Annotated in this window: 20 protein-coding genes; 12 read left to right on the forward strand and 8 right to left on the reverse strand. The window is 72.1% G+C overall.

All coding sequences use genetic code 11. The features are described 5' to 3' along the window. Positions 1-56: 56 nt before the first annotated feature. Positions 57-386: a YrdB family protein gene (locus OG521_24060; GenBank protein ID WUW23681.1), complete on the reverse strand. Its 330-nt coding sequence runs from the start codon at positions 384-386 to the stop codon at positions 57-59. Continuing rightward, on the reverse strand, positions 383-766 hold the full coding sequence (locus tag OG521_24065) for a hypothetical protein (protein WUW23682.1): 384 nt from the start codon (positions 764-766) through the stop codon (positions 383-385). Before OG521_24065 ends, OG521_24060 begins: the two co-directional genes overlap by 4 nt. A gap of 59 nt (positions 767-825) precedes the next feature. Between OG521_24065 and OG521_24070 the strand changes: the two genes are divergently transcribed. Beyond that, complete coding sequence (locus tag OG521_24070) at positions 826-1,272, forward strand: MarR family winged helix-turn-helix transcriptional regulator (protein ID WUW23683.1); 447 nt, start codon at positions 826-828, stop codon at positions 1,270-1,272. 100 nt (positions 1,273-1,372) lie between these two features. Further along, entirely contained in the window at positions 1,373-2,218 is an 846-nt protein-coding gene (locus tag OG521_24075) for a MurR/RpiR family transcriptional regulator (protein WUW23684.1), read from the forward strand. A gap of 505 nt (positions 2,219-2,723) precedes the next feature. Here the strand turns inward: OG521_24075 and OG521_24080 are convergent. The 4 genes from OG521_24080 to OG521_24095 all read right to left on the reverse strand — a co-directional run bounded on the left by OG521_24080 (position 2,724) and on the right by OG521_24095 (position 4,889). Continuing rightward, complete coding sequence (locus OG521_24080; protein WUW23685.1) at positions 2,724-3,101, reverse strand: hypothetical protein; 378 nt, start codon at positions 3,099-3,101, stop codon at positions 2,724-2,726. Between the two features lie 74 nt (positions 3,102-3,175). Next, positions 3,176-3,646, reverse strand: coding sequence for a roadblock/LC7 domain-containing protein (locus OG521_24085; GenBank protein ID WUW23686.1), 471 nt, complete (start codon positions 3,644-3,646; stop codon positions 3,176-3,178). 38 nt (positions 3,647-3,684) lie between these two features. Next, entirely contained in the window at positions 3,685-4,482 is a 798-nt protein-coding gene (locus tag OG521_24090) for a transcriptional regulator (protein WUW23687.1), read from the reverse strand. Next, positions 4,479-4,889: a hypothetical protein gene (locus tag OG521_24095; protein ID WUW23688.1), complete on the reverse strand. Its 411-nt coding sequence runs from the start codon at positions 4,887-4,889 to the stop codon at positions 4,479-4,481. Before OG521_24095 ends, OG521_24090 begins: the two co-directional genes overlap by 4 nt. 234 nt (positions 4,890-5,123) lie before the next feature. On the opposite strand from OG521_24095, the gene hutU reads away from it, so the two are divergent. From hutU to hutI, 4 genes are all read left to right on the forward strand, one after another. Further along, entirely contained in the window at positions 5,124-6,785 is a 1,662-nt protein-coding gene (gene hutU, locus OG521_24100; protein WUW23689.1) for a urocanate hydratase, read from the forward strand. 65 nt (positions 6,786-6,850) lie between these two features. Continuing rightward, positions 6,851-8,065, forward strand: a complete 1,215-nt coding sequence (locus tag OG521_24105; protein ID WUW26780.1) for an allantoate amidohydrolase — start codon at positions 6,851-6,853, stop codon at positions 8,063-8,065. Positions 8,066-8,088: 23 nt separating this feature from the next. Further along, positions 8,089-9,453 carry a formimidoylglutamate deiminase gene (locus OG521_24110; protein WUW26781.1) on the forward strand — a complete coding sequence of 455 codons (1,365 nt, stop codon included), beginning with the start codon at positions 8,089-8,091 and terminating at the stop codon, positions 9,451-9,453. 53 nt (positions 9,454-9,506) lie between these two features. Continuing rightward, positions 9,507-10,694 (forward strand): imidazolonepropionase, encoded by a 1,188-nt coding sequence (hutI, locus tag OG521_24115; GenBank protein ID WUW23690.1) that lies wholly within the window; start codon positions 9,507-9,509, stop codon positions 10,692-10,694. 88 nt (positions 10,695-10,782) lie between these two features. Here the strand turns inward: hutI and OG521_24120 are convergent, their stop codons facing one another. Next, positions 10,783-11,760 (reverse strand): RNA polymerase sigma factor SigF, encoded by a 978-nt coding sequence (locus OG521_24120; protein WUW26782.1) that lies wholly within the window; start codon positions 11,758-11,760, stop codon positions 10,783-10,785. Between the two features lie 281 nt (positions 11,761-12,041). On the opposite strand from OG521_24120, the gene OG521_24125 reads away from it, so the two are divergent. From OG521_24125 to OG521_24150, 6 genes are all read left to right on the forward strand, one after another. Further along, on the forward strand, positions 12,042-12,410 hold the full coding sequence (locus tag OG521_24125; protein ID WUW23691.1) for an STAS domain-containing protein: 369 nt from the start codon (positions 12,042-12,044) through the stop codon (positions 12,408-12,410). A gap of 226 nt (positions 12,411-12,636) precedes the next feature. Continuing rightward, positions 12,637-13,185, forward strand: a complete 549-nt coding sequence (locus tag OG521_24130; GenBank protein WUW23692.1) for an ATP-binding protein — start codon at positions 12,637-12,639, stop codon at positions 13,183-13,185. A 192-nt stretch (positions 13,186-13,377) separates the two neighbouring features. Next, a complete protein-coding gene (locus OG521_24135; GenBank protein WUW23693.1) occupies positions 13,378-14,043 on the forward strand; it encodes a peptidase in 666 nt (221 codons plus the stop codon). Positions 14,044-14,087: 44 nt separating this feature from the next. Then, a complete protein-coding gene (locus OG521_24140) occupies positions 14,088-15,134 on the forward strand; it encodes a hypothetical protein (protein ID WUW23694.1) in 1,047 nt (348 codons plus the stop codon). A gap of 17 nt (positions 15,135-15,151) precedes the next feature. Further along, positions 15,152-16,285, forward strand: a complete 1,134-nt coding sequence (locus OG521_24145; protein WUW23695.1) for a hypothetical protein — start codon at positions 15,152-15,154, stop codon at positions 16,283-16,285. 38 nt (positions 16,286-16,323) lie between these two features. Further along, positions 16,324-17,676, forward strand: a complete 1,353-nt coding sequence (locus OG521_24150) for a hypothetical protein (protein ID WUW26783.1) — start codon at positions 16,324-16,326, stop codon at positions 17,674-17,676. 79 nt (positions 17,677-17,755) lie between these two features. Here OG521_24150 and OG521_24155 read toward each other — a convergent pair whose 3' ends face one another. Continuing rightward, positions 17,756-19,252 (reverse strand): oligopeptide:H+ symporter, encoded by a 1,497-nt coding sequence (locus OG521_24155; GenBank protein ID WUW23696.1) that lies wholly within the window; start codon positions 19,250-19,252, stop codon positions 17,756-17,758. Between the last annotated feature and the right edge of the window lie 237 nt (positions 19,253-19,489).

Consider the following 19,489-nt stretch of genomic DNA (forward strand, 5'->3'; position numbering starts at 1 on the left):
CGGTACGAACCGGGGGCGGCCGGGTCAGTGGGGCTAACCCCCCGGTTTTCGGGGGCCTACTGGTGCCAGGCCACGGCGAGGCCCTTGGAGGCGGCCATGACGAGGGCGAGGACCAGGGCCGGAACGGCGTACCCGGCCAGCGCCAGGGCCACGGCACCCGCGCCGAACCAGCCGGTCTCGAAGAGCACCCGCGCCGCGCCGTGCACCTTGTGGGGTGCGTCGGGTGCGCCGAACAGCCACCACAGCGCGATCATCAGGACCGGCCCGCCGATGCCGGCGATCAGCCGCGGTATCCACCCCGTGCCGAGAGTGAAGCCCCAGGTGGCGACGGACCCGATGACGGCCAGCTCCGACAGGAAGACGATCAGCAGGTTGAGCGACTTCATGCCGCGCTCCCCAGGGCGGCTGCCCGGGTACGGCGGGTCAGCCACCAGGCGGAGGCGAGGTGGACGCCCGCCGAGAGCGTCCCGCCGACCGCCATGCCGGGGATCCCCCGGGTGATCCCGATGCACGCGTCGCCGAGCTGCGCCGCGCCCGCCACCGCGAGGACCGGGACGAGCCCGCGTCGCTCCCCGCGCAGCAGGTACCCCAGTGCGGCGGCGAGCGGGACGGCGCGGACCGCGTACGCCTCCGCGTAGACCCGCAGCCCGGCCGTCGGCTCGGTGCCGGGCGGGAGCAGGAGCGCGGGGCGCACCACTCCGATCACGGCCGCGGCCGCCGAACCGGCCGCCATGGCCGCGTTGAGGACGGTCAGGGAACGTCGCATCTCGTCACCTCGTGAATCATTAAGACTCTGAATGATTACCCGATGATATGGTGCGACGCGTGAAGGATGTCAAGCGGGACAAGCTGACCGACACCGTGAGCTTCCGGCTCGGCACGGTCGGCGCGATCACCGCCGAGCTGTTCGCCGAACGGATCGCCGCGCACGGGCTCAAGCCCAAGCACGCCGGGCTGATGGCCCTGCTGGCCAGTGGCGCCGCCGCCTCGCAGCAGGAGATCGCCCGCACCATGCGGGTCACCCCCAGCCTGGTCGTGGGCCTCGCCGATCACCTGGAGGAACTCGGCGCGGTCGGCCGGGAGCGCGACCCCGGCGACCGGCGCCGCCAGATCCTCACCCTCACCGACCGGGGCCGTGAACTGCTCGGCATCTGCACGTCGACGGCGAGCGCCATCGACGAGGAGCTGACGGCCGGCCTCGACGACGCCTTCCGGGACCGGCTGCGCGAGACCCTCGCCGTGCTCGCCGAACGGGCCGGTCTGCCCGGATAGCTGCGCGACAGGCGTCTGCATATGGACATGCAGACGCCTTGCTGGCTGAATGGATCCGTCGGTGCCGGTCTCGGCGCGCACGGTCTACCGAGGGGACAGGATGAGCGGGAGCAGCCCGGCCGCGCGGTTGCAACAGCTGTTCGAGGGGCGCAGGCTCACACCCACCCAGCGCCGCATCGCGCACTCGATGGTGCGCAGGGCCGGCGACGCGCCGTTCCTCTCCAGCGTCGAACTGGCCGAACTGGCCGGGGTCAGCCAGCCCTCCGTCACCCGCTTCGCCGTCGCCCTCGGGTTCGACGGCTACCCCGCACTGCGCAAGCACCTGCGCGAGGTCGCCCCGGCCGGAGCGGCCGACGGCGCAGCGGAGGACACGTACAACGAGTACCAGCAGGCCGTACTCGGCGAGATCGAGAACCTGCGCCACCTCGCCGAACTGCTCGCCGACCCGGGCCCCGTCGAACGGGCCGGCCGGCTGCTCGCCGCCTCACGCCCGCTGCCCGTGCTCGGGCTGCGCGCCGCGTCGTCGCAGGCGCGGGGCTTCGGCTACTTCGCCGCCAAGGTGCACCCCGACGTCCGGGTGCTCGACGAGGGCGGCAGCATGCTGCACGACCGGATCGACGCGGCCCGGCGTGCCGGGGCCACGGCCCTGATCTGCTTCGCGCTGCCGCGCCACCCCCGCGAGGTCGTGGACGCCCTCGGCTACGCGCGGAACCAGGGGCTGACCGTCGTGTCGGTCGCCGACTCCGCCTTCGCCCCCGTGGCCCGCCACAGCGACCTGCTGATCCCGGCCGCCGTAGGGACCGGGCTCGCCTTCGACACCGCGTGTGCGCCGATGCTCCTCGGCCGGGTCCTGCTGGAGGCCATGTGCGACAGCCTCCCCGAAGCGCAGGCCCGCCTGGAGGAGTTCGACGCGGGGGCGGTGGCCCGGGGCCTGTTCATCGAGTGACGTTGCGCCGGTCCTTGGTGCGGGGTTCCGTCCTCAATCTCCCCCATAGCCTTAAGGGCATGGGGGGACCCCCTCGACGGGCTTGTTGGTGCGGGTTCCCCGCGGGGTGCGCCGTGGCCCGGTGGGTGGGGGTCCGGTGCCCCTCCGGGGCGTCTCCTCAAACGACGAACGTTTCCAGTCCCACGCGAACGAACCCCGGTATCCGTTCGTCGTCCTGCGGGGACTCCCCTGCACGGCCCCGGACCCGGCCGCCTTGCGTCTGCGGCGTTCGTATCGCCGGTGTTCAGACGCACGTGAGAGTGGGTGGGGGCGTGCAGGGGCGTCCCCGCAGAAAAATGGCGTACTACCCGGCCCCTGCAACGTGTCGGGTTGCCACGCCAGTTTTTGAGGAGACGCCCCGGAGGGCCCCCACCCCCACCCACCGGACAAGGGCGAACCGGCGGGGGACCCGCACACAAGCCCGTCCGGCGATTGAGGACGGAACCCCGCACCACAAGGACCCCGCTCAGACGTCCAGGTCCGCCTCGATCTTCTTCAGCTGGTGGCGGGCCATGGCCAGGTTGGCGCGGCTCGCGTCCAGGACGAGGTAGAGGAACAGGCCGTTGCTGCCACGGGCGGTCTTGAGGAGCCGGATCAGGTGGTACTGGCTGCCCAGGGTGATCAGGATGTCCTCGATCTCGTCCTGGATCCCGAGGTGCTCCATGGTGCGGAGCTTGGCGCGTACGACGTCGGTGTTGCCCGCGGCCGCGACCTCCAGGTTGAATTCCTTGCCGCCGCCGAGGGTGCCCAGGGCCATGCCGCTCGTGTAGTCCACGAGGGCGACACCGGTGGTGCCCTCGATGGACGACATCGCTTCCTTCAGTGACGCTTCGGTGTTCGCCATGAGTGCTCGTTTCCTTTCCCTGACCGGTCGGGTGGACCGGTTCCGTTTCTGGGTGGTGCCGGGTTCGTGCGGGGTCATGTCGTGCGGTGCGGGAGCGGTCCCGGCTGTTGGGGGGTGCGTGGCGCCGGGGCGCGCGGGCCGGGAGCCGGCTGCGGGGCGCGTTCCAGGGCGGTGTCGACGAGCTCGCCGATCCGGGAGCCGGACCTGCGGCCCTCCAGATGGAGCCGGCCGACGTTGATCCGGTCCTCGGCGAGGAGGGTCAGGACGGCCGAGGAGCCTGCCGCGTACGTCGCGATGTAGCCGGACTCGCCGCGGACGAGGAGTTCGCGGAAGCCGCCCCGGCCGGTCGCGTCCGTCATCCGGATCGCGACGCCGAGCGCGGCCGCGGTCAGGGCGGCGACGCCCTCCGCCTCGACGCCCGGGGTGTCGTGGGCCAGGACGAGGCCGTCGGTGCTGGCCGCCAGGGCGCCGGAGAGGAGCGGAACCCGTGCCCGTAACCGCTGGAGCTCGGCCAGGACATCCTGCACTTCGGCCTCGGGCACCATCAGCTGTCTCCTCCCGGCACGCTGTCTGAGCGCGCGTATCACAGGGCCTCCAATGCGTCTCGGAGCCGGCGCAACAGGGCGACGTCGGGGTCGGCCGTGACCTCGGGGAGCGTGATCCGGCCGGCGGCGGTGGCGGCGGTGTCCGTCGCCTCGCGTACCGCCGCGACCAGTCCGGCGGCTGCCAGCCGGCGCAGGTCGACCAGGGTGTGGAACGCGGACCTGCCCAGCTCCTGCGCGATGTCCGTGGCCGTACGCACCCCGTTCACGCGCTCCAGCACGCGGCGCTGGCGCGGCGGCACGGGGGAGTCGGCCGCCTGGCCGGTCCGCACCAGCGGGGCGCTGTCGGTGACCGCTTCGGGCCAGATCCGGTCCAGTAACTCCCGGCGCCGGAGCGTCTCGCGCTGCACGGCGTCCACGGGGACGGGGCGGACCGGGCCGATCCAGTGCGCGACCCCGTAGCGGAAGCGGGCCGGGGTCCGGGTCGGGGCGAGGGCGAAGAACGCCGCGTCGTACAGGGCGCCCAGATGGCACAGTTCCAGCGCGCCGCCGGGCACCCGGCCGCTGTCGACGAGGTAGCGGCCGACCCGCTGCCCGGCACCGGCCTGGGCGACCGCGTCCCACCAGCCCTCGCGGCGGAGCGCACCGCCCCGGGTGAGCAGGACGTCGATGCCGGGGGTGGCCGGGCTCTCGGCGTGCACCACCTTGCCGTCGGCGAGGTAGAGGGTGCCGCGGTCGCGCATCAGGGCGCCGGTGGCGCGTTCGGAGGCGAGGCGCTGGAGCATGGGTGAGAGGACACCTGCCGGGCCGGGGGCGGTCGAGGGGGCTGCCGCACTCATGCCAGGACCAGCCGCTCGGCCATCTCGCCCAGCCGTATCCGGGCCAGGGCCAGGTTTCCCTCCGCGCGGTCCAGCCACAGGTGGAGGAAGACGCTGCTGTCGAAGTCCGTCTCGACGAACCGGAGGATGTGGTAACCGGCGCGGGTGGTGACGATGACGTCCTCGACCGGGGCAGGTATCGCCTCGGCTTCGGTGCCTGAGGGCTCGGGCGAGGCGGACGCGAAGGCGGGCTGCTCGGCGGCCATGCGGGCCACCTCCGCCGTCTCCGCCGCGGTGGCCTCGTGATCGCCGTTGGGCGAGTCGCCGATGGTGCCGAGGGCGAGACCGCTCGTCCAGTCGACCACGGCGGCACCACGGGCACCGGGCAGTCTCATGACATCGAGCAGGCACTCGTCGATTCCGGGCACGCGGACTCCCCTCCGACGGTGCGTGCGGCTGTGACCCCGAGGTTACGCAACGTGCTCACGCCAGGTGGAGGTTCTGGCATTTTCCATTGGTACATGCGCGAGGTTGGGGAGAATGCCCCGCCACGGAACCGGAGGTGGCCGGTCCGGAGGTCTCCCGTCCCGCCCTGTTGACTGAAGCTATTCAGACAACCAAGATGTGAATAGAAAATTCACAGTCGCGAGGAGGCATCTGGCATGTCAGGACCCCGCCCCGTACGGGCACCGCGCGGTACCGGACTGAGCACCCTGGGATGGCAGCAGGAAGCCGCCCTGCGCATGCTGCAGAACAACCTCGACCCCGAGGTCGCCGAGCACCCCGACAAGCTCGTCGTCTACGGCGGCACGGGCAAGGCGGCCCGCGACTGGCGCTCGTTCGACGCGATGGTCCGCACGCTGCAGACGCTCAAGCAGGACGAGACGATGCTCGTCCAGTCGGGGCGGCCGGTCGGCGTCATGCAGACGCACGAGTGGGCTCCCCGGGTCCTGATCGCCAACTCCAACCTGGTCGGCGACTGGGCGAACTGGGAGGAGTTCCGCCGCCTGGAGGCGCTCGGGCTCACCATGTACGGCCAGATGACCGCCGGATCGTGGATCTACATCGGTACCCAGGGCATCCTCCAGGGCACGTACGAGACGTTCGCCGCGGTCGCCGCGAAGAAGTTCGGCGGCACGCTGGCCGGGACGATCACGCTGACCGCCGGGCTCGGCGGCATGGGCGGCGCCCAGCCGCTCGCCGTCACGATGAACGACGGCGTCGCGATCTGTATCGACTGCGACCCGCGCGCCATCGAGCGCCGTATCGAGCACCGCTTCCTGGATGTGAAGGCCGACAACCTGGAGCACGCCCTCCAGCTTGCCACCGAGGCGCGGGACGCGCGCAGGCCTCTGTCGATCGGGCTGCTCGGCAATGCGGCGGAGCTGCTGCCCCGGATGCTCGCCGAGGGCGCCCCGGTCGACATCGTCACCGACCAGACGAGCGCGCACGACCCGCTGGCCTACCTCCCGCTCGGGGTCGACTTCGACGACATGGCCGACTACGCCACCGAGAAGCCCGCAGACTTCACCCAGCGCGCCCGCGAGTCGATGGCCCGGCACGTCGAGGCGATGGTCGGCTTCATGGACGCGGGCGCGGAGGTCTTCGACTACGGCAACTCGATCCGCGGCGAGGCTCAACTCGCCGGTTACGAGCGGGCCTTCGACTTCCCCGGCTTCGTGCCCGCGTACATCCGGCCGCTGTTCTGCGAGGGGAAGGGCCCGTTCCGCTGGGCCGCCCTGTCGGGTGAGGCGTCCGACATCCACAAGACCGACAAGGCGATGCTGGAGCTCTTCCCGGAGAACGAGTCGCTGCACCGCTGGATCAAGATGGCCGGCGAGCGCGTCCACTTCCAGGGACTGCCCGCCCGCATCTGCTGGCTCGGCTACGGCGAGCGGGACCGGGCCGGCGAGCGGTTCAACGACATGGTGGCGAGCGGCGAGCTCGCCGCGCCGCTGGCGATCGGGCGCGACCACCTGGACTGCGGTTCCGTGGCCTCCCCGTACCGCGAGACCGAGGCCATGCTCGACGGCTCCGACGCGATCGCCGACTGGCCGCTGCTGAACGCGATGGTCAACGTCGCCTCGGGAGCCTCCTGGGTCTCCATCCACCACGGCGGCGGGGTCGGCATGGGCCGCTCCCTGCACGCCGGCCAGGTGACCGTCGCCGACGGTACGAAGCTGGCGGGCGAGAAGATCCGCCGGGTGCTGACCAACGACCCGGGCATGGGCGTCATCCGGCATGTGGACGCCGGGTACGACATCGCGGACTCCGTGGCGGCCGACAAGGGTGTCCGGGTGCCGATGGCGGAGGGCGAGGCGTGACGGCTCCGGGCTCCGCGGCGGCGGGCGGACGGCCGGGCGGCGGCCCGCAGCCCTCGTTCCAGGACATGTGGCGGGAGCTGGCGCCGCTCGGGCGGCACCCGGAAAGCGGCGGGTACCGGCGCTACGCCTGGACCGCCGCCGACGCCGACTGCCGCGCCTGGTTCCGGGCGCAGGCCGAGGCGCGCGGGCTGGTCCTGGAGACCGACCGCAACGGCAACCAGTGGGCCTGGCTCGGCGACCCGCTGGCCGGGGACGCCGTCGTCACCGGCTCGCACCTCGACTCCGTCCCGGACGGCGGGGCCTTCGACGGGCCGCTCGGCGTCGTCTCCTCCTTCGCCGCGCTCGATGAACTCCGCCGCAGGGGAGTGGAGTTCGCCCGGCCGCTGGCCATCACCAACTTCGGTGACGAGGAAGGCGCGCGCTTCGGTCTGGCCTGTGTCGGCTCCCGGCTCGCCGCCGGGCAGCTGACCGTCGAGGCCGCGCACCGGCTGCGCGACGGCGACGGTGTCACCCTGCCGCAGGCCATGGAGGCGGCCGGGTACGACCCCGACGCCATCGGACCCGACCCCGCGCGGCTCGCCCGTATCGGCGCGTTCGTCGAGCTCCATGTCGAGCAGGGGCGCGCGCTAGACCTGTCCGGGGACCCGGTCGGCATCGCCTCCGCGATCTGGCCGCACGGACGCTGGCGGTTCGACTTCCGCGGCGAGGCCAACCACGCGGGCACCACCCGGCTCGCCGACCGCCGCGACCCGATGCTCACGTACGCCGAGACCGTGCTCGCCGCCCGCCGGGAGGCGGAACTGGCAGGCGCCCTGGCCACCTTCGGCAAGATCGCCGTCGAGCCGAACGGGGTCAACGCGATCCCCTCCCTCGTGCGCGGCTGGCTCGACTCCCGCGCCGCCGACCAGGACACCCTGGACACCGTCGTCGCCGGCATCGAACGCGCCGCCCGGGACCACGCGGAGCGGGCCGGCATCGGCCTCGACGTCGTACGGGAGTCGTTCACGCCCGTCGTGGAGTTCCAGCACGCCCTGCGCGACGAGCTGGGGGCGCTCCTGAAGGGCTCCGCCGTCCGGGACACCGGGCGCGACGTGCCCGTGCTCGGCACCGGAGCGGGACACGACGCGGGTATTTTGTCCGCTTCGGTGCCAACCGCCATGCTGTTCGTACGGAACCCCACCGGGATCTCGCACTCGCCGGCCGAACACGCCGCCGAGGACGACTGCGTGGCCGGGGTGATCGCACTCGCCGACGTACTGGAAGGTCTCGCGTGCCGCTGACGACGGAGCTGACGACGGAGCCCATGGGCAGGCCCGGTGCCGTGACGTACTGGCTGGCCCATGCCTGGCTCGGCACCCATGTCGAGCCGGGTGTCGTCCTGGAGGTGGCCGGCGGACGGATCGCCGGGGTGCGGACCGGCGTCGAGGCGCCGCCGCCGGGCGCGACCGTGCTGCGCGGGCTCACCCTGCCCGGGCTCGCCAACGCCCACTCGCACGCCTTCCACCGCGCCCTGCGCTCCACCGTCCAGGTCGGCTCCGGCACCTTCTGGACCTGGCGCGAGATCATGTACCAGGTCGCGTCCCGGCTCACCCCCGACACGTACTACGAACTGGCCCGTGCCGTGTACGCCGAGATGGCACTGGCGGGCATCACCGCGGTCGGTGAGTTCCACTATCTGCACCACGCGCCGGGCGGCGTCCCCTACGACAACCCGAACGCGATGGGGGAGGCCCTGATCGCGGCCGCCCGCGAGGCCGGCATCCGGATCACCCTGCTGGACACCGCCTACCTCGCCGCCGGGTTCGGCCGCCGGCCCTCCCAGTACCAGGCGCCCGACCGGCACCAGCAGCGCTTCTCGGACACCACCGCCGACGCCTGGGCCGAGCGCGCCTCCCTCCTCAAGGGCGACGAGCACACCCTGATCGGCGCCGCGATCCACTCGGTGCGGGCCGTCCCCGCCGACCAGCTCGCCACCGTCGCCCAGTGGGCCGACCAGCGGCAGGCACCGCTCCATGTCCACCTCTCCGAACAGACCGCGGAGAACGACGCCTGTCTCGCCGCCCACGGCCGCACCCCCACCCGGCTCCTCGCCGACCACGGGGTCCTCGGACCGCGCACCACCGGCGTCCACAACACGCACCTCACCGCCGAGGACATCGAGCTCATCGGCTCGACGGCCACCGGCACCTGCATGTGCCCCACCACCGAACGCGACCTGGCCGACGGCATCGGCCCCGCCGTCGCCCTCCAGCGGGCCGGCTCGCCGCTCTCGCTGGGCAGCGACAGCCACGCCGTGATCGACCTCTTCGAGGAGGCGCGCGCGATGGAGCTCAACGAACGCCTGCGCACCCGGACCCGCGGCCACTGGACGGCCGCCGCACTGCTGCGCGCCGCCTCCGCCGACGGCCACGCCGCGCTCGGCCGGCCGGAGGCGGGCACGCTCGAACCCGGCGCCCCCGCCGACCTGGTGACGATCGCCCTGGACTCCGTCAGGACCGCGGGGCCGGTGCCCAGGCTGGCAGCGGAGACCGCCGTATTCGCCGCTTCCGCGGCCGATGTGCGCCACACGGTGGTCGCGGGCCGGCACATCGTGCGCGACGGACATCACGAGCTGGTCGCCGACGTCCCCCGGGCGCTCGCCACAGCCGTCGCGGCCCTGCACCGCTGAGCAGCGGGACGCAGACCCCCGCACCGCCCACCCGCAAGGAGAGCAGCCCCCCGATGACGACGACCGCCCTCACCCACATCTCCGCACTGGTCACCAACGACCCCTCCCTCGGTGACGGTTCCCCCCTCGGACTGATCCAGGACGCGGCCGTCGTCATCGAGGGCGACCGGGTCGTCTGGACCGGTGAATCAAGCAAAGCACCCGCCACTGACAACGCCGTCGACGCGGGCGGCCGGGCCGTGATCCCCGGTTTCGTCGACTCCCACTCCCACCTCGTCTTCGCGGGCGACCGCACCCAGGAGTTCAACGCCCGCATGTCCGGCCGCGCCTACAGCGCCGGCGGGATCAGGACCACCGTCGCCGCCACCCGCGCCGCCACCGACGACGAGCTCTCCGCCAACGTCGCGCGCTACCTCGCCGAGGCGCTGCGCCAGGGCACCACGACCTTCGAGACCAAGTCCGGCTACGGCCTCACCGTCGAGGACGAGGCCCGCGCGCTGCGCATCGCGGCCCGCCACACCGACGAGGTCACCTTCCTCGGCGCCCACATCGTCTCCCCGGACTACGCCGACGACCCGGCCGGATACGTCGGCCTGGTCACCGGACCGATGCTCGACGCCTGTGCCCCGTACGCCCGTTGGATCGACGTGTTCTGCGAGAAGGGCGCCTTCGACGGCGACCAGGCGCGGGCGATCCTGACCGCGGGCCGCGCCAAGGGGCTGCACCCCCGGGTGCACGCCAACCAGCTCGGGCACGGTCCCGGTGTCCAGCTCGCCGTCGAGCTCGATGCCGCGTCCGCCGACCACTGCACGCACCTCACCGACGCCGACGTCGACGCGCTGGCCCAGTCGCGGACCGTCGCGACCCTGCTCCCCGGCGCCGAGTTCTCCACCCGGGCCGTCTGGCCCGACGCCCGCCGCCTCCTCGGCGCGGGCGCCACCGTCGCGCTCTCCACGGACTGCAACCCGGGCTCGTCGTTCACCTCGTCGATGCCCTTCTGCATCGCCCTCGCCGTCCGCGACATGGGGATGACCCCCGACGAGGCGCTCTGGTCCGCCACGGCCGGCGGCGCGGCCGCCCTGCGCCGCGACGACATCGGCCGGATCGCCCCCGGTGCCCGCGCCGACCTGGTGGTCCTCGACGCCCCCAGCCATGTCCACCTCGCCTACCGGCCGGGCGTACCGCTGGTCCACGAGGTCTGGCGGCGCGGCGAGCGCGCCGTGGCACCGCACAGCGGCTGACCGGGCCCGCTGAACGCGGAAGGACCTGCCCCTCGACGGGGCAGGTCCTTGATCCGGCAGTCCTCGCAAGCGGGTTGCGGGTGCCCGCTCATTCGTCCAGGGTCAGTCCCTTGCGGAGCTTGACCAGGGTGCGGGAGAGCAGCCGCGACACGTGCATCTGCGAGATGCCGAGCTCCTCACCGATCTCCGACTGCGTCATGTTGGCGACGAACCGGAGCGAGAGGATCGTGCGGTCGCGTCCCGGCAGCGCGGCGATCAGCGGCTTCAGGGACTCGACGTACTCGATGCCTTCGAGACCGTGGTCCTCGTAGCCGATCCGGTCGGCCAGCGCGCCCTCGTTCTCGTCCTCCTCGGGCTTGGCGTCCAGCGAGCTCGCGGTGTACGCGTTGCTCGCGGCCATGCCCTCGACGACCTCGTCGTGGCTGATGCCCAGGCGGTCGGCGAGCTCGCCCACGGTGGGCGCGCGGTCCAGCTGCTGGGCGAGCTCGTCGCCCGCCTTGGCCAGGTCGAGCCGCAGCTCCTGCAGGCGGCGCGGGACGCGCACGGACCAGCTGGTGTCGCGGAAGAAGCGCTTGATCTCGCCGATGATGGTCGGCATGGCGAAGGTCGGGAACTCGACGCCCCGGCTGAGCTCGAAGCGGTCGATCGCCTTGATCAGGCCGATGGTGCCGACCTGGATGATGTCCTCCATCGGCTCGCTGCGCGAGCGGAACCGGGAGGCGGCGAACTTGACCAGGGCCAGGTTCAGCTCGACGAGCGTGTTCCGTACGTAGGAGTACTCGTACGTGCCCTCTTCGAGGGATTCGAGCCGGGCGAAGAGCGTCTTCGACAGGGCCCTGGCGTCCAGCGGGCCCACTTCGGCGTAGGGCGGGATCTCGGGGAGTCCCTCGAGGCCGTCGGTCACGCCGTGGTCGTCTTCGGTACTGCTGGTGTCACTGCCACTGCTGGTGGTGCTGTTGCGCGTGCCGTCCAGGACGGCCGCAGCAGGGGAGTCTGATTCGGTCAGTCCCTGAGGACATGCCGACGTCGCGTTGTGGGTACGCGGTTCGTCGAGCCGGGGTGACATGGTCTCCTCCATCGTTCTCGGCATATGGCTGCCGATGCCCATACGTGTTCCTGCGGTGAAGCGGCGCCTCCGAAGCCGGCCGTGTTTTGGGTGTCCCCCTACCCTTACCCGGTCCGTGCGGGTCGTTACAAGCGCCAATTGACGCCATATGTCCGCTTTGTTGAGGTCTTCGGCTACCGCGTGGCGCACAGAACGCGTACTGTTTTAGAGACGTCAGCGACAGCTGCAACGCATCTGCATGCACATTGATGCGGACAGTGACGAGCGAAGAGGGATCGGGCATGGACCGCGGGACGGTCGGCAGTGCGAACCGGGGCCGGCTTCAGGTCGGGGCCCGGACAGAGGGGCGCAGTGAGGTGGTGACGCCTGTGGGTGAGCTCGATCACCACACGGCGGACCTCCTGCGCGAGCCCTTGGAGCACGCGGTCGAGCAGGGGCGCGTGCGCCTGGTCGTCGACTGCTCGCAACTCGAATTCTGTGATTCCACCGGGCTGAACGTGCTGCTCGGTGCCCGCCTCAAGGCGGAGGCGGCCGGGGGAGGGGTCCATTTGGCCGGAATGCTGCCGGTGGTGGCGCGGGTCTTCGAGATCACCGGGGCCGAGGCGGTATTCACCGTCCACGACTCCCTCGAAGAGGCCCTGGACACCTGATCGTGACGCGTTTCGACGCCCCGGGCGCCCCAGCTGTTGCCCGTGTCACGCGATCCGCGTAGCCGAAGTGGGTGTTGTCACGATTCGGCCGGGCAGGAGACACCCCGGCGAGCCCCGGCGACCGGCGCACGTCGTGTCCCTCCGGTATCCGTATCGGTTTCCGTACCAGTATTCGTATCTGTATCTGTTCAATGGCGACATGGTGAATCGGTGAGGTGAAGCGCTGATGGGCACCACCCGGCAGCATCCGCCGGGCGACCTCGGCCGCGAGCCGGAGGGCGCTGGGGTTGGCGCACGCGCCGATGCGGGCATCCGCGCGGACGCGGGCGTCGGCGCTCCCTCCTCCGGGCAGGTGGAGTCCGCGGAGCGGCAGTGGCGCACGCTGTCCCTGCGGCAGGTCAGCGGCATCGTGCCGACGGCCCGCGATTTCGCCCGCCAGGCGCTCCACGACTGGGGCTGGCTGCCCGCCGCCTCCGCCGACCGCCGCGCCGCCGCCGAGGACGTCCTGCTGGTCGTCTCCGAGCTGGTCACCAACGCGTGTCTGCACGCGGACGGTCCCGACGAGCTGCGCATCGCCCGCTCGTCGAAGGCGCTGCGGGTGGAGGTCGCCGACGGCGGAGCGGGCCAGCCCGCGCCCCGCACCCCGCACCGGGCCGGCCGGCCCGGCGGCCACGGCATGTTCATCGTGCAGCGGCTCTGCCTGGACTGGGGAGTCGTCCGGGTGCCCGGCGAGCCCGGCAAGACCGTCTGGGCGGAACTGGCCGCCCCCGTGTAGCCCCCGGGCGGGTTTCCCCTGCTCGTCCCCCCGGGCCTGTACGCCCCTTGAAGAGCGCGCCGATCCGGCGCGCTCTTTGTCTTCCCTCCACAAGGCCCCGGGCGTACCTTGAGCGCCCAATCTGATGTGTCGTCAGTTATTTGTGCCGCACGAAGCGGCGCGCGGCGACTCCCGGCATGAGGGGAACTCGAGGTGTCGTACCAGAAGCGAACAGCTCTCGCGCTGGCGTCCGGGCTTGCGGGTGCGGTGGTGCTGATGGCCGCGCCCGCCGCCCACGCGACGGTCGTCGACGTCAACTACCAGTGCAAGACCCCGATCGGCGACAAGGCCGCCGTGTCGCCGATCGACATCAAGAGCGTGAAGAGCGGCAGCGGCTACAAGCTCACCATGTCCTTCCAGAAGGGTGTCTCCTCCAGCCCGGTCGAGCTGGGCAAGGGAGCGATGAACCCCAGTGCGGTGATCAAGGTGGGCGGCGCCGACCCGGGACAGGTCAGCGTCTCCGGACCGGCCAACTCCACGGCGATCCCCGCCAACAGCCCCATCAAGATCAACGACCTTTCGGGGACGTACACCCCGAAGGAGAGCGGCAAGGTCGACTTCACCGCCGGAGTGCTCACCATCAAGGCGCTCGGTACGACGACGACCTGCACCCCGTCGAACAATCCGGGGCCCTCGCTCTCCCTCGACGTCACCGCGGCCGGCGGCGCCGCGAGCGCGCCGGACACCAACGACTCGCTGCCCAAGACCGGACCGCTGGACTCGGCGGTGGCGCTCGGCACCCTCGGCGGCACGGTGCTGCTGACCGGTGCGGCCGGAGTGCTGTGGCTGACCAGGCGCGGGCAGCGGGCCACGGGCTGACCCCGCGAGAGCCGCAGCCGCCGTCACGCACCAGGGAGCCGCCCATGCCGCCGTTGACCGGTCACGCCATCCGCCCCTCCCCGGGGCCCGCCGTCGGACCGCCGTCCGCCGTGCGGCGCCCGGTGCTCGTCCTGACCCTGCTCGCCGTCCTGTGGTGCACCGCCGCCACGGCGCCGGCGGCCGGGGCCACCGAGCACCCCACCGGTCCGGCGTGGACGGCGCAGCCCGCGGCGAACGGCCCGGGCCGGGACGAGGGCAGACCGTACTTCTACCTGGAGGGCCTGCCCGGCAGCGTCCTCCAGGACCGGCTCTCGCTCAGCAATCCGGGGCCGAAGCCGGTCACGGTACGGCTGCGCGGCGCCGACGCGTACAACACGGGGAGCGGCGGATTCGCGGTGCGCGGCGCACACGGCTCCACCGGGACCGGGGCCTGGCTCCGGACGGCGAGCACCGAGGTGACCGTGCCCGGCCGGACCCGTGCCGACGTGCCCGTCTCCTTCACCGTGCCCCAGGACGCGGTGCCCGGCGACCACCCCGGCGCGATCGTCGCCGAGAGCGGCGGCCGCTCGGTGGGCGTACGGGTCCAGCTGCGGGTCGGCGGTCCGACGCTGGCGGCGCTCACGGTGGAGGACGTGGCGGTGTCCGGCCGGACCATCCACTACACGCTGGTCAACCGGGGCAACGCGGTCCTCGTGCCCCGCCTGTCCGTCAGCGCGGACGGGCTGTTCGGCGCCCTGTTCAGGCGCGACGCCCGCACCCTGCCGGTGGAGCTGCTGCCCGGTCAGCGGGTGAGGCTCACCGAGCCGTGGCGGGACGCCCCGGCCCTGGACTCCGTCACCGTACGGCTGAGCGTCACGTCGGCGGGCGGGGCGCACGCCGAGGCGACCGCGTCGGCGGCCTTCGTCCCCTGGGCGCCCGTGACCGGCGGCGCGCTCCTGCTCCTGGTGGCCGGCGCCGCGGCCGTGTACGGCATCCGGCGCAGGCGGGCCGCCCGGCGCGGCGCACCCGGCGACGACGGGGCGGCCCCGGCCACGGAACTTCGACAGCACTCCGACGAGAGGCACTTGGTGAAGGCGGGAGCGGAATCGTGACAGGACGGACGGGAAGCGTGACTCGACGGACCGGACCTGCTCCATCCAGGAACGACGGCCGGGGCAGGGCGGCCGTCCTGGGCGCCGTCCTGCTGGCCGCGCTCCTGCCCGCCCTGCTGCTGACCGCGACCGGGGCCGGGGCGGCGGCCCGGAGCGCGGCCGACCCGAAACCGGTGGTCACGCTCTCGCAGAAGCAGGCGGGCAAGGGCGGCGAGGTCACCGTCCGGGGCACGGGCTGGCGGCCCGGCACCCTGCTCATGATGCTGGTCTGCGGGCAGTCCACCCCCGCGCGCGGCGTGATCGGCGGCACCAACTCCTGCGCCAACGCGGACGGCCGCGCCGTCACCACCGACAAGAAGGGCGCCTTCGCCAAGAAGCTGCCGGTCGCCGAGCCACCGGTGCCGTGCCCCTGCGTGGTCCACGTCGCCACGGTCACCGGCGAACAGTCCCTCGCGGACGCGGTGTTCGTGGTCGCGGGCCATCCGGTCGCCGCCCTGCCGAAGCAGACGGGCGACGGGAAGCTCGCCGTCCTCGCCGCCACCCGCCTGGAGGGCGACAGCTCCATCCTCACCTGGTTCGGCGCCCCGCCGTCCCGCCGGCTCGTCTTCACGGTCGGCAATCTGGGCTCCGCCCCGGTCAAGGACCCGGTCTTCCAGGTCGGGACCGCACACGGCGTCTTCGCCGCGCAGTGGGAGGAACGGCAGTGGCGCGGGACCGTCGAGCCCGGCCGCAAGGCGCGTATCGAACTGCCCGTCGAGCTGACGGCCGGCGCCCACGGCGACTACCAGATCTCACTGAAGTACGGCACGAAGGTGCTGGCCGAGCAGCCGTGGGGAGTCGGCCGCCCCTGGGGCGTGACGCTCTTCTGGATCCTGCTCTGCCTCGTCGTGCCCGCGGCCGTCTTCCGCATCGGCATGGCGGTCGTCGACAAGGTACGGCCGCGCACCGCGCACGCGGCGGGCCGGCGCAGGCGGGGGCCGTCCCCACGCGCCGGCGTGAGCGTGAGACTCCCGAAGCTGCGGCGCGCACCGGCGCAGGCCACCGGTCCCGCGCCCGCCACGGGCCCCGATACCACCACGGCCGCACTGCCGTGGTTCACCCCTGATTCCGCACCGTCAGAGCACAGCCCGACGACGAAGGGACATTCGTGAGTACGCAACGCAGGACGGTCGCGGCGGGAGTCGCGATGATGATCGGCGGGGCGGGCATGCTGCTGGCCGCGAGCCCGGCCCAGGCCGCCGACATCTCGTACAAGACGGAGTGCATACCCCCGGCCATCTCCGGACTGCCGGCCGTACAGGGCACCACCAAGGTGCAGCTGACCGCGCCCGCCGAGGCGAAGGTCGGGGACACCGTCGAGGTCGTGTGGAAGACGGTCCAGGCCGCCTCCAACAACCCCGACGTCCTCGACCTCGACAAGGACACCGTCAAGCCGACCGGCACCATCAAGCTGGGCGGCGCCGCCACCGGCGACCTGAAGATGGAGGGCCCGCGGCAGAACCCGGCGATCCCCAAGAACAGCCCGATGATCCTGCCGGACATGAAGGGCTCGCTGAAGCTGGAGAAGGCGGGTGATCTGACGCTGACGCCCGACGGGTACACCATCAACGTCTCCAAGCCGATCTCCACCGACACCAAGTGCTCCCCGAAGGAGACGGTCCAGCCGGGCGCGACGATCAAGGTCACGGACGGCGGCGGCACCACCGGCGGCACGACGGCCGGGGGAACGACCGCGGGCGGCACCACGGCGGGCGGCACCACGGCCGGTGGCACGACGGCCGGCGGAACCACCGCGGGCGGCACCACCACCTCGGGCGGCACCACCTCGGGCGGTACGACGGCCGGTGGCACCACCTCAGGCGGTACGGCCTCCGGCGGCAGCGGCGGCGCCACCGACTTCCCGGGCAAGGAGGTCGCCGTCAACTTCACCTGCAAGTCGCCGGGTCCGCCGGACATCGCGGGCAAGGTGACGATCAACGCGAAGAAGAGCGGCGGCAGCTACGGGCTCACGGTCAAGACCGCCAAGGGCGTCATGAACAGCCCCGCGGACCTGCCGGCCGGTGCGCTCAAGCCGTCCATGCAGATCGTGGTCGGCGGCGCCGACAAGGGTTCGGTGAAGGTCACCGGGCCCGGCAACCCGGAGCCCCTGAAGACGGGCAAGCCCGTCGACCTGCCCGACATGACCGGGACGTACAAGCCGGGCGCCTCCGGCAAGTCGACCCTGACTCCCGGCACCCTGACGATCGACGTCACGCTGGGCGCCTCGAAGATCAACATCCCGTGCACGGTCAAGGGCGCCACGAAGGCGTCCCTCGAACTCGACACCACCGCCCAGCAGGGCGGCGCGTCGGGCGGTGACACCGCGGGCTCCGGCGGAGCGGCGGCGGCGGGCGGCGGCACGGCCTCCGGCGGGCTCGCGGCCACCGGGGCCGAGGACAACGGGTCCCTGCGCGCACTCGGCCTGGTCGCCGGCACGGCGATCCTGCTGGGCGGCGCCGTGTTCACGTTCACCCCGTGGCGCAGGCTGCGCACCGGCCGCTGAGCTGAGGCGCGTACGCACACGGAAGGGGCCGCCGCACCGTGGAGACGGTGCGGCGGCCCCTGTGCGCGGAACGGGAGGGTCAGCCCGCGTCGCTCATGTGCTGGGTGACCTTCCTGCGGTACATCCAGATGCCGACACCGGCGATGACCGCGAGGACCGCCTCGAAGGCGACCGCCCCCGTGGTGTTCAGGTCGACGCCGAGCTGCGGGGAGGTGAGCAGACCGGTCACCGAGTCGCCCGCGGTGACCGCGAGGAACCAGACACCCATCATCTGGGAGCTGTACTTCGCCGGAGCCATCTTCGTGGTGACCGACAGGCCGACCGGGGAGAGGCAGAGCTCGGCGACCGTCTGGATGAAGTAGATCGCGACCAGCCACATCGGGCTGACCCGGCCGCCGTTGGCGGCGGTGTCGATCAGCGGGATCATGAAGACCACGAACGAGATGCCGATCAGCACGAGGCTGGAGGCGAACTTGACGGCGGTGCTCGGCTCCTTGCCGCGCTTGTTCAGCCACAGCCAGCCCGAGGCGACCACGGGGGCGATCGCCATGATGAAGACCGGGTTCAGCGACTGGTACCAGGACGTCGGGAAGTCGAAGCCGAACAGGGTGTTCGTCGTCGAGTTCTCGCCGAAGATCGACAGGGTCGAGCCGTTCTGGTCGTAGATCATCCAGAAGACGGCGGCGACCACGAAGAACCAGATGTAGCCCGACAGCTTGGACTGCTCGGTGGTCGTCAGTTCCTTGTCGCGCTTCATGCGCACCAGCACGGCGACCGGGATGATCAGGCCGGCGACGGTGATCGGCAGCAGCGCCCAGTCGGCGAAGTTACCGGTGACGGCGAGCAGGGTGTAGAAGACGCCCGCGACGATCAGCCAGACCAGACCCTTGCGCAGGACGGAGCGCTTCTCCTGCTCCGTCGCCGGGGTGGAGACGACATCGCTCTCCGGGCTCAGGTGGCGGGTGCCGAGCATGAACTGGGCGAGGCCCAGCGCCATGCCGATCGCGGCGAGCGCGAAGCCGAAGTGCCAGTTCACGTTCTCGCCGACGGTGCCGATGGTCAGCGGGGCGAGGAAGGCGCCGATGTTGATGCCGATGTAGAAGAGCGTGAAGCCGCCGTCACGGCGCGGATCCTCCGGGCCCTTGTAGAGGTGGCCGACCATCGTGGAGATGTTGGCCTTCAGCAGGCCGGAACCGAGCGCGACGAGCACGAGCCCCGCGAAGAACGTCGCGGAATTGGGCACGGCGAGCGTGATGTGGCCCAGGATGACCACGCCGCCGCCGATGGCGACCGTCTTGCGCGGCCCCCAGAAGCGGTCGGCCATCCAGCCGCCGGGCATGGCGAGCAGGTAGACCATCGCCATGTAGACGGAGTAGATCGCCGTCGCGGTGGTGGCGCTCATGTGCATGCCACCGGGCGCGATCAGGTAGAGCGGGAGCAGCGCCTTCATGCCGTAGAAGCTGTACCGCTCCCACATCTCGGTCATGAAGAGCGTGGCCAGGCCGCGGGGGTGGCCGAAGAACGTCTTCTCGCCGCCCGCGGTGCTCGCCGGGTCCTTCGTCAGGCTGGACGCCATGATCGATCCTTGCTTGGTCGGGACGCGTCGCCTCGTGAGCGGTACGCGCCCGGTGGGGGGAGGCCGGCACCGACGCGGGTACGCCCACCACGTCGGGATCCACACCCGTTCCGCCCTCGTCGGCGTACGGGCCCGGCCCACAGGTCATTCACTGGACTTCCGGGCCGGCGGGTACCGGCCCCGCACACAGAAGAGACCCTCGGCGTTAAGAGCTGCCCAAGGGTCCTTGAGTAGTGC

Source organism: Streptomyces sp. NBC_01463 (assembly GCA_036227345.1).
In the GTDB taxonomy this organism is placed as follows: Bacteria; Actinomycetota; Actinomycetes; order Streptomycetales; family Streptomycetaceae; genus Streptomyces.

Bases quoted from the DNA above. Each gene is read 5' to 3' on its own strand.
- OG521_24060 (WUW23681.1), bottom strand. From the start codon at position 386: ATGAAGTCGCTCAACCTGCTGATCGTCTTCCTGTCGGAGCTGGCCGTC.
- OG521_24065 (WUW23682.1), bottom strand. From the start codon at position 766: ATGCGACGTTCCCTGACCGTCCTCAACGCGGCCATGGCGGCCGGTTCG.
- OG521_24075 (WUW23684.1), top strand. From the start codon at position 1,373: ATGAGCGGGAGCAGCCCGGCCGCGCGGTTGCAACAGCTGTTCGAGGGG.
- OG521_24080 (WUW23685.1), bottom strand. From the start codon at position 3,101: ATGGCGAACACCGAAGCGTCACTGAAGGAAGCGATGTCGTCCATCGAG.
- OG521_24085 (WUW23686.1), bottom strand. From the start codon at position 3,646: ATGGTGCCCGAGGCCGAAGTGCAGGATGTCCTGGCCGAGCTCCAGCGG.
- OG521_24090 (WUW23687.1), bottom strand. From the start codon at position 4,482: ATGAGTGCGGCAGCCCCCTCGACCGCCCCCGGCCCGGCAGGTGTCCTC.
- hutU (WUW23689.1), top strand. From the start codon at position 5,124: ATGTCAGGACCCCGCCCCGTACGGGCACCGCGCGGTACCGGACTGAGC.
- OG521_24105 (WUW26780.1), top strand. From the start codon at position 6,851: ATGTGGCGGGAGCTGGCGCCGCTCGGGCGGCACCCGGAAAGCGGCGGG.
- OG521_24110 (WUW26781.1), top strand. From the start codon at position 8,089: ATGGGCAGGCCCGGTGCCGTGACGTACTGGCTGGCCCATGCCTGGCTC.
- hutI (WUW23690.1), top strand. From the start codon at position 9,507: ATGACGACGACCGCCCTCACCCACATCTCCGCACTGGTCACCAACGAC.
- OG521_24120 (WUW26782.1), bottom strand. From the start codon at position 11,760: ATGTCACCCCGGCTCGACGAACCGCGTACCCACAACGCGACGTCGGCA.
- OG521_24125 (WUW23691.1), top strand. From the start codon at position 12,042: ATGGACCGCGGGACGGTCGGCAGTGCGAACCGGGGCCGGCTTCAGGTC.
- OG521_24130 (WUW23692.1), top strand. From the start codon at position 12,637: ATGGGCACCACCCGGCAGCATCCGCCGGGCGACCTCGGCCGCGAGCCG.
- OG521_24140 (WUW23694.1), top strand. From the start codon at position 14,088: ATGCCGCCGTTGACCGGTCACGCCATCCGCCCCTCCCCGGGGCCCGCC.
- OG521_24150 (WUW26783.1), top strand. From the start codon at position 16,324: ATGATCGGCGGGGCGGGCATGCTGCTGGCCGCGAGCCCGGCCCAGGCC.
- OG521_24155 (WUW23696.1), bottom strand. From the start codon at position 19,252: ATGGCGTCCAGCCTGACGAAGGACCCGGCGAGCACCGCGGGCGGCGAG.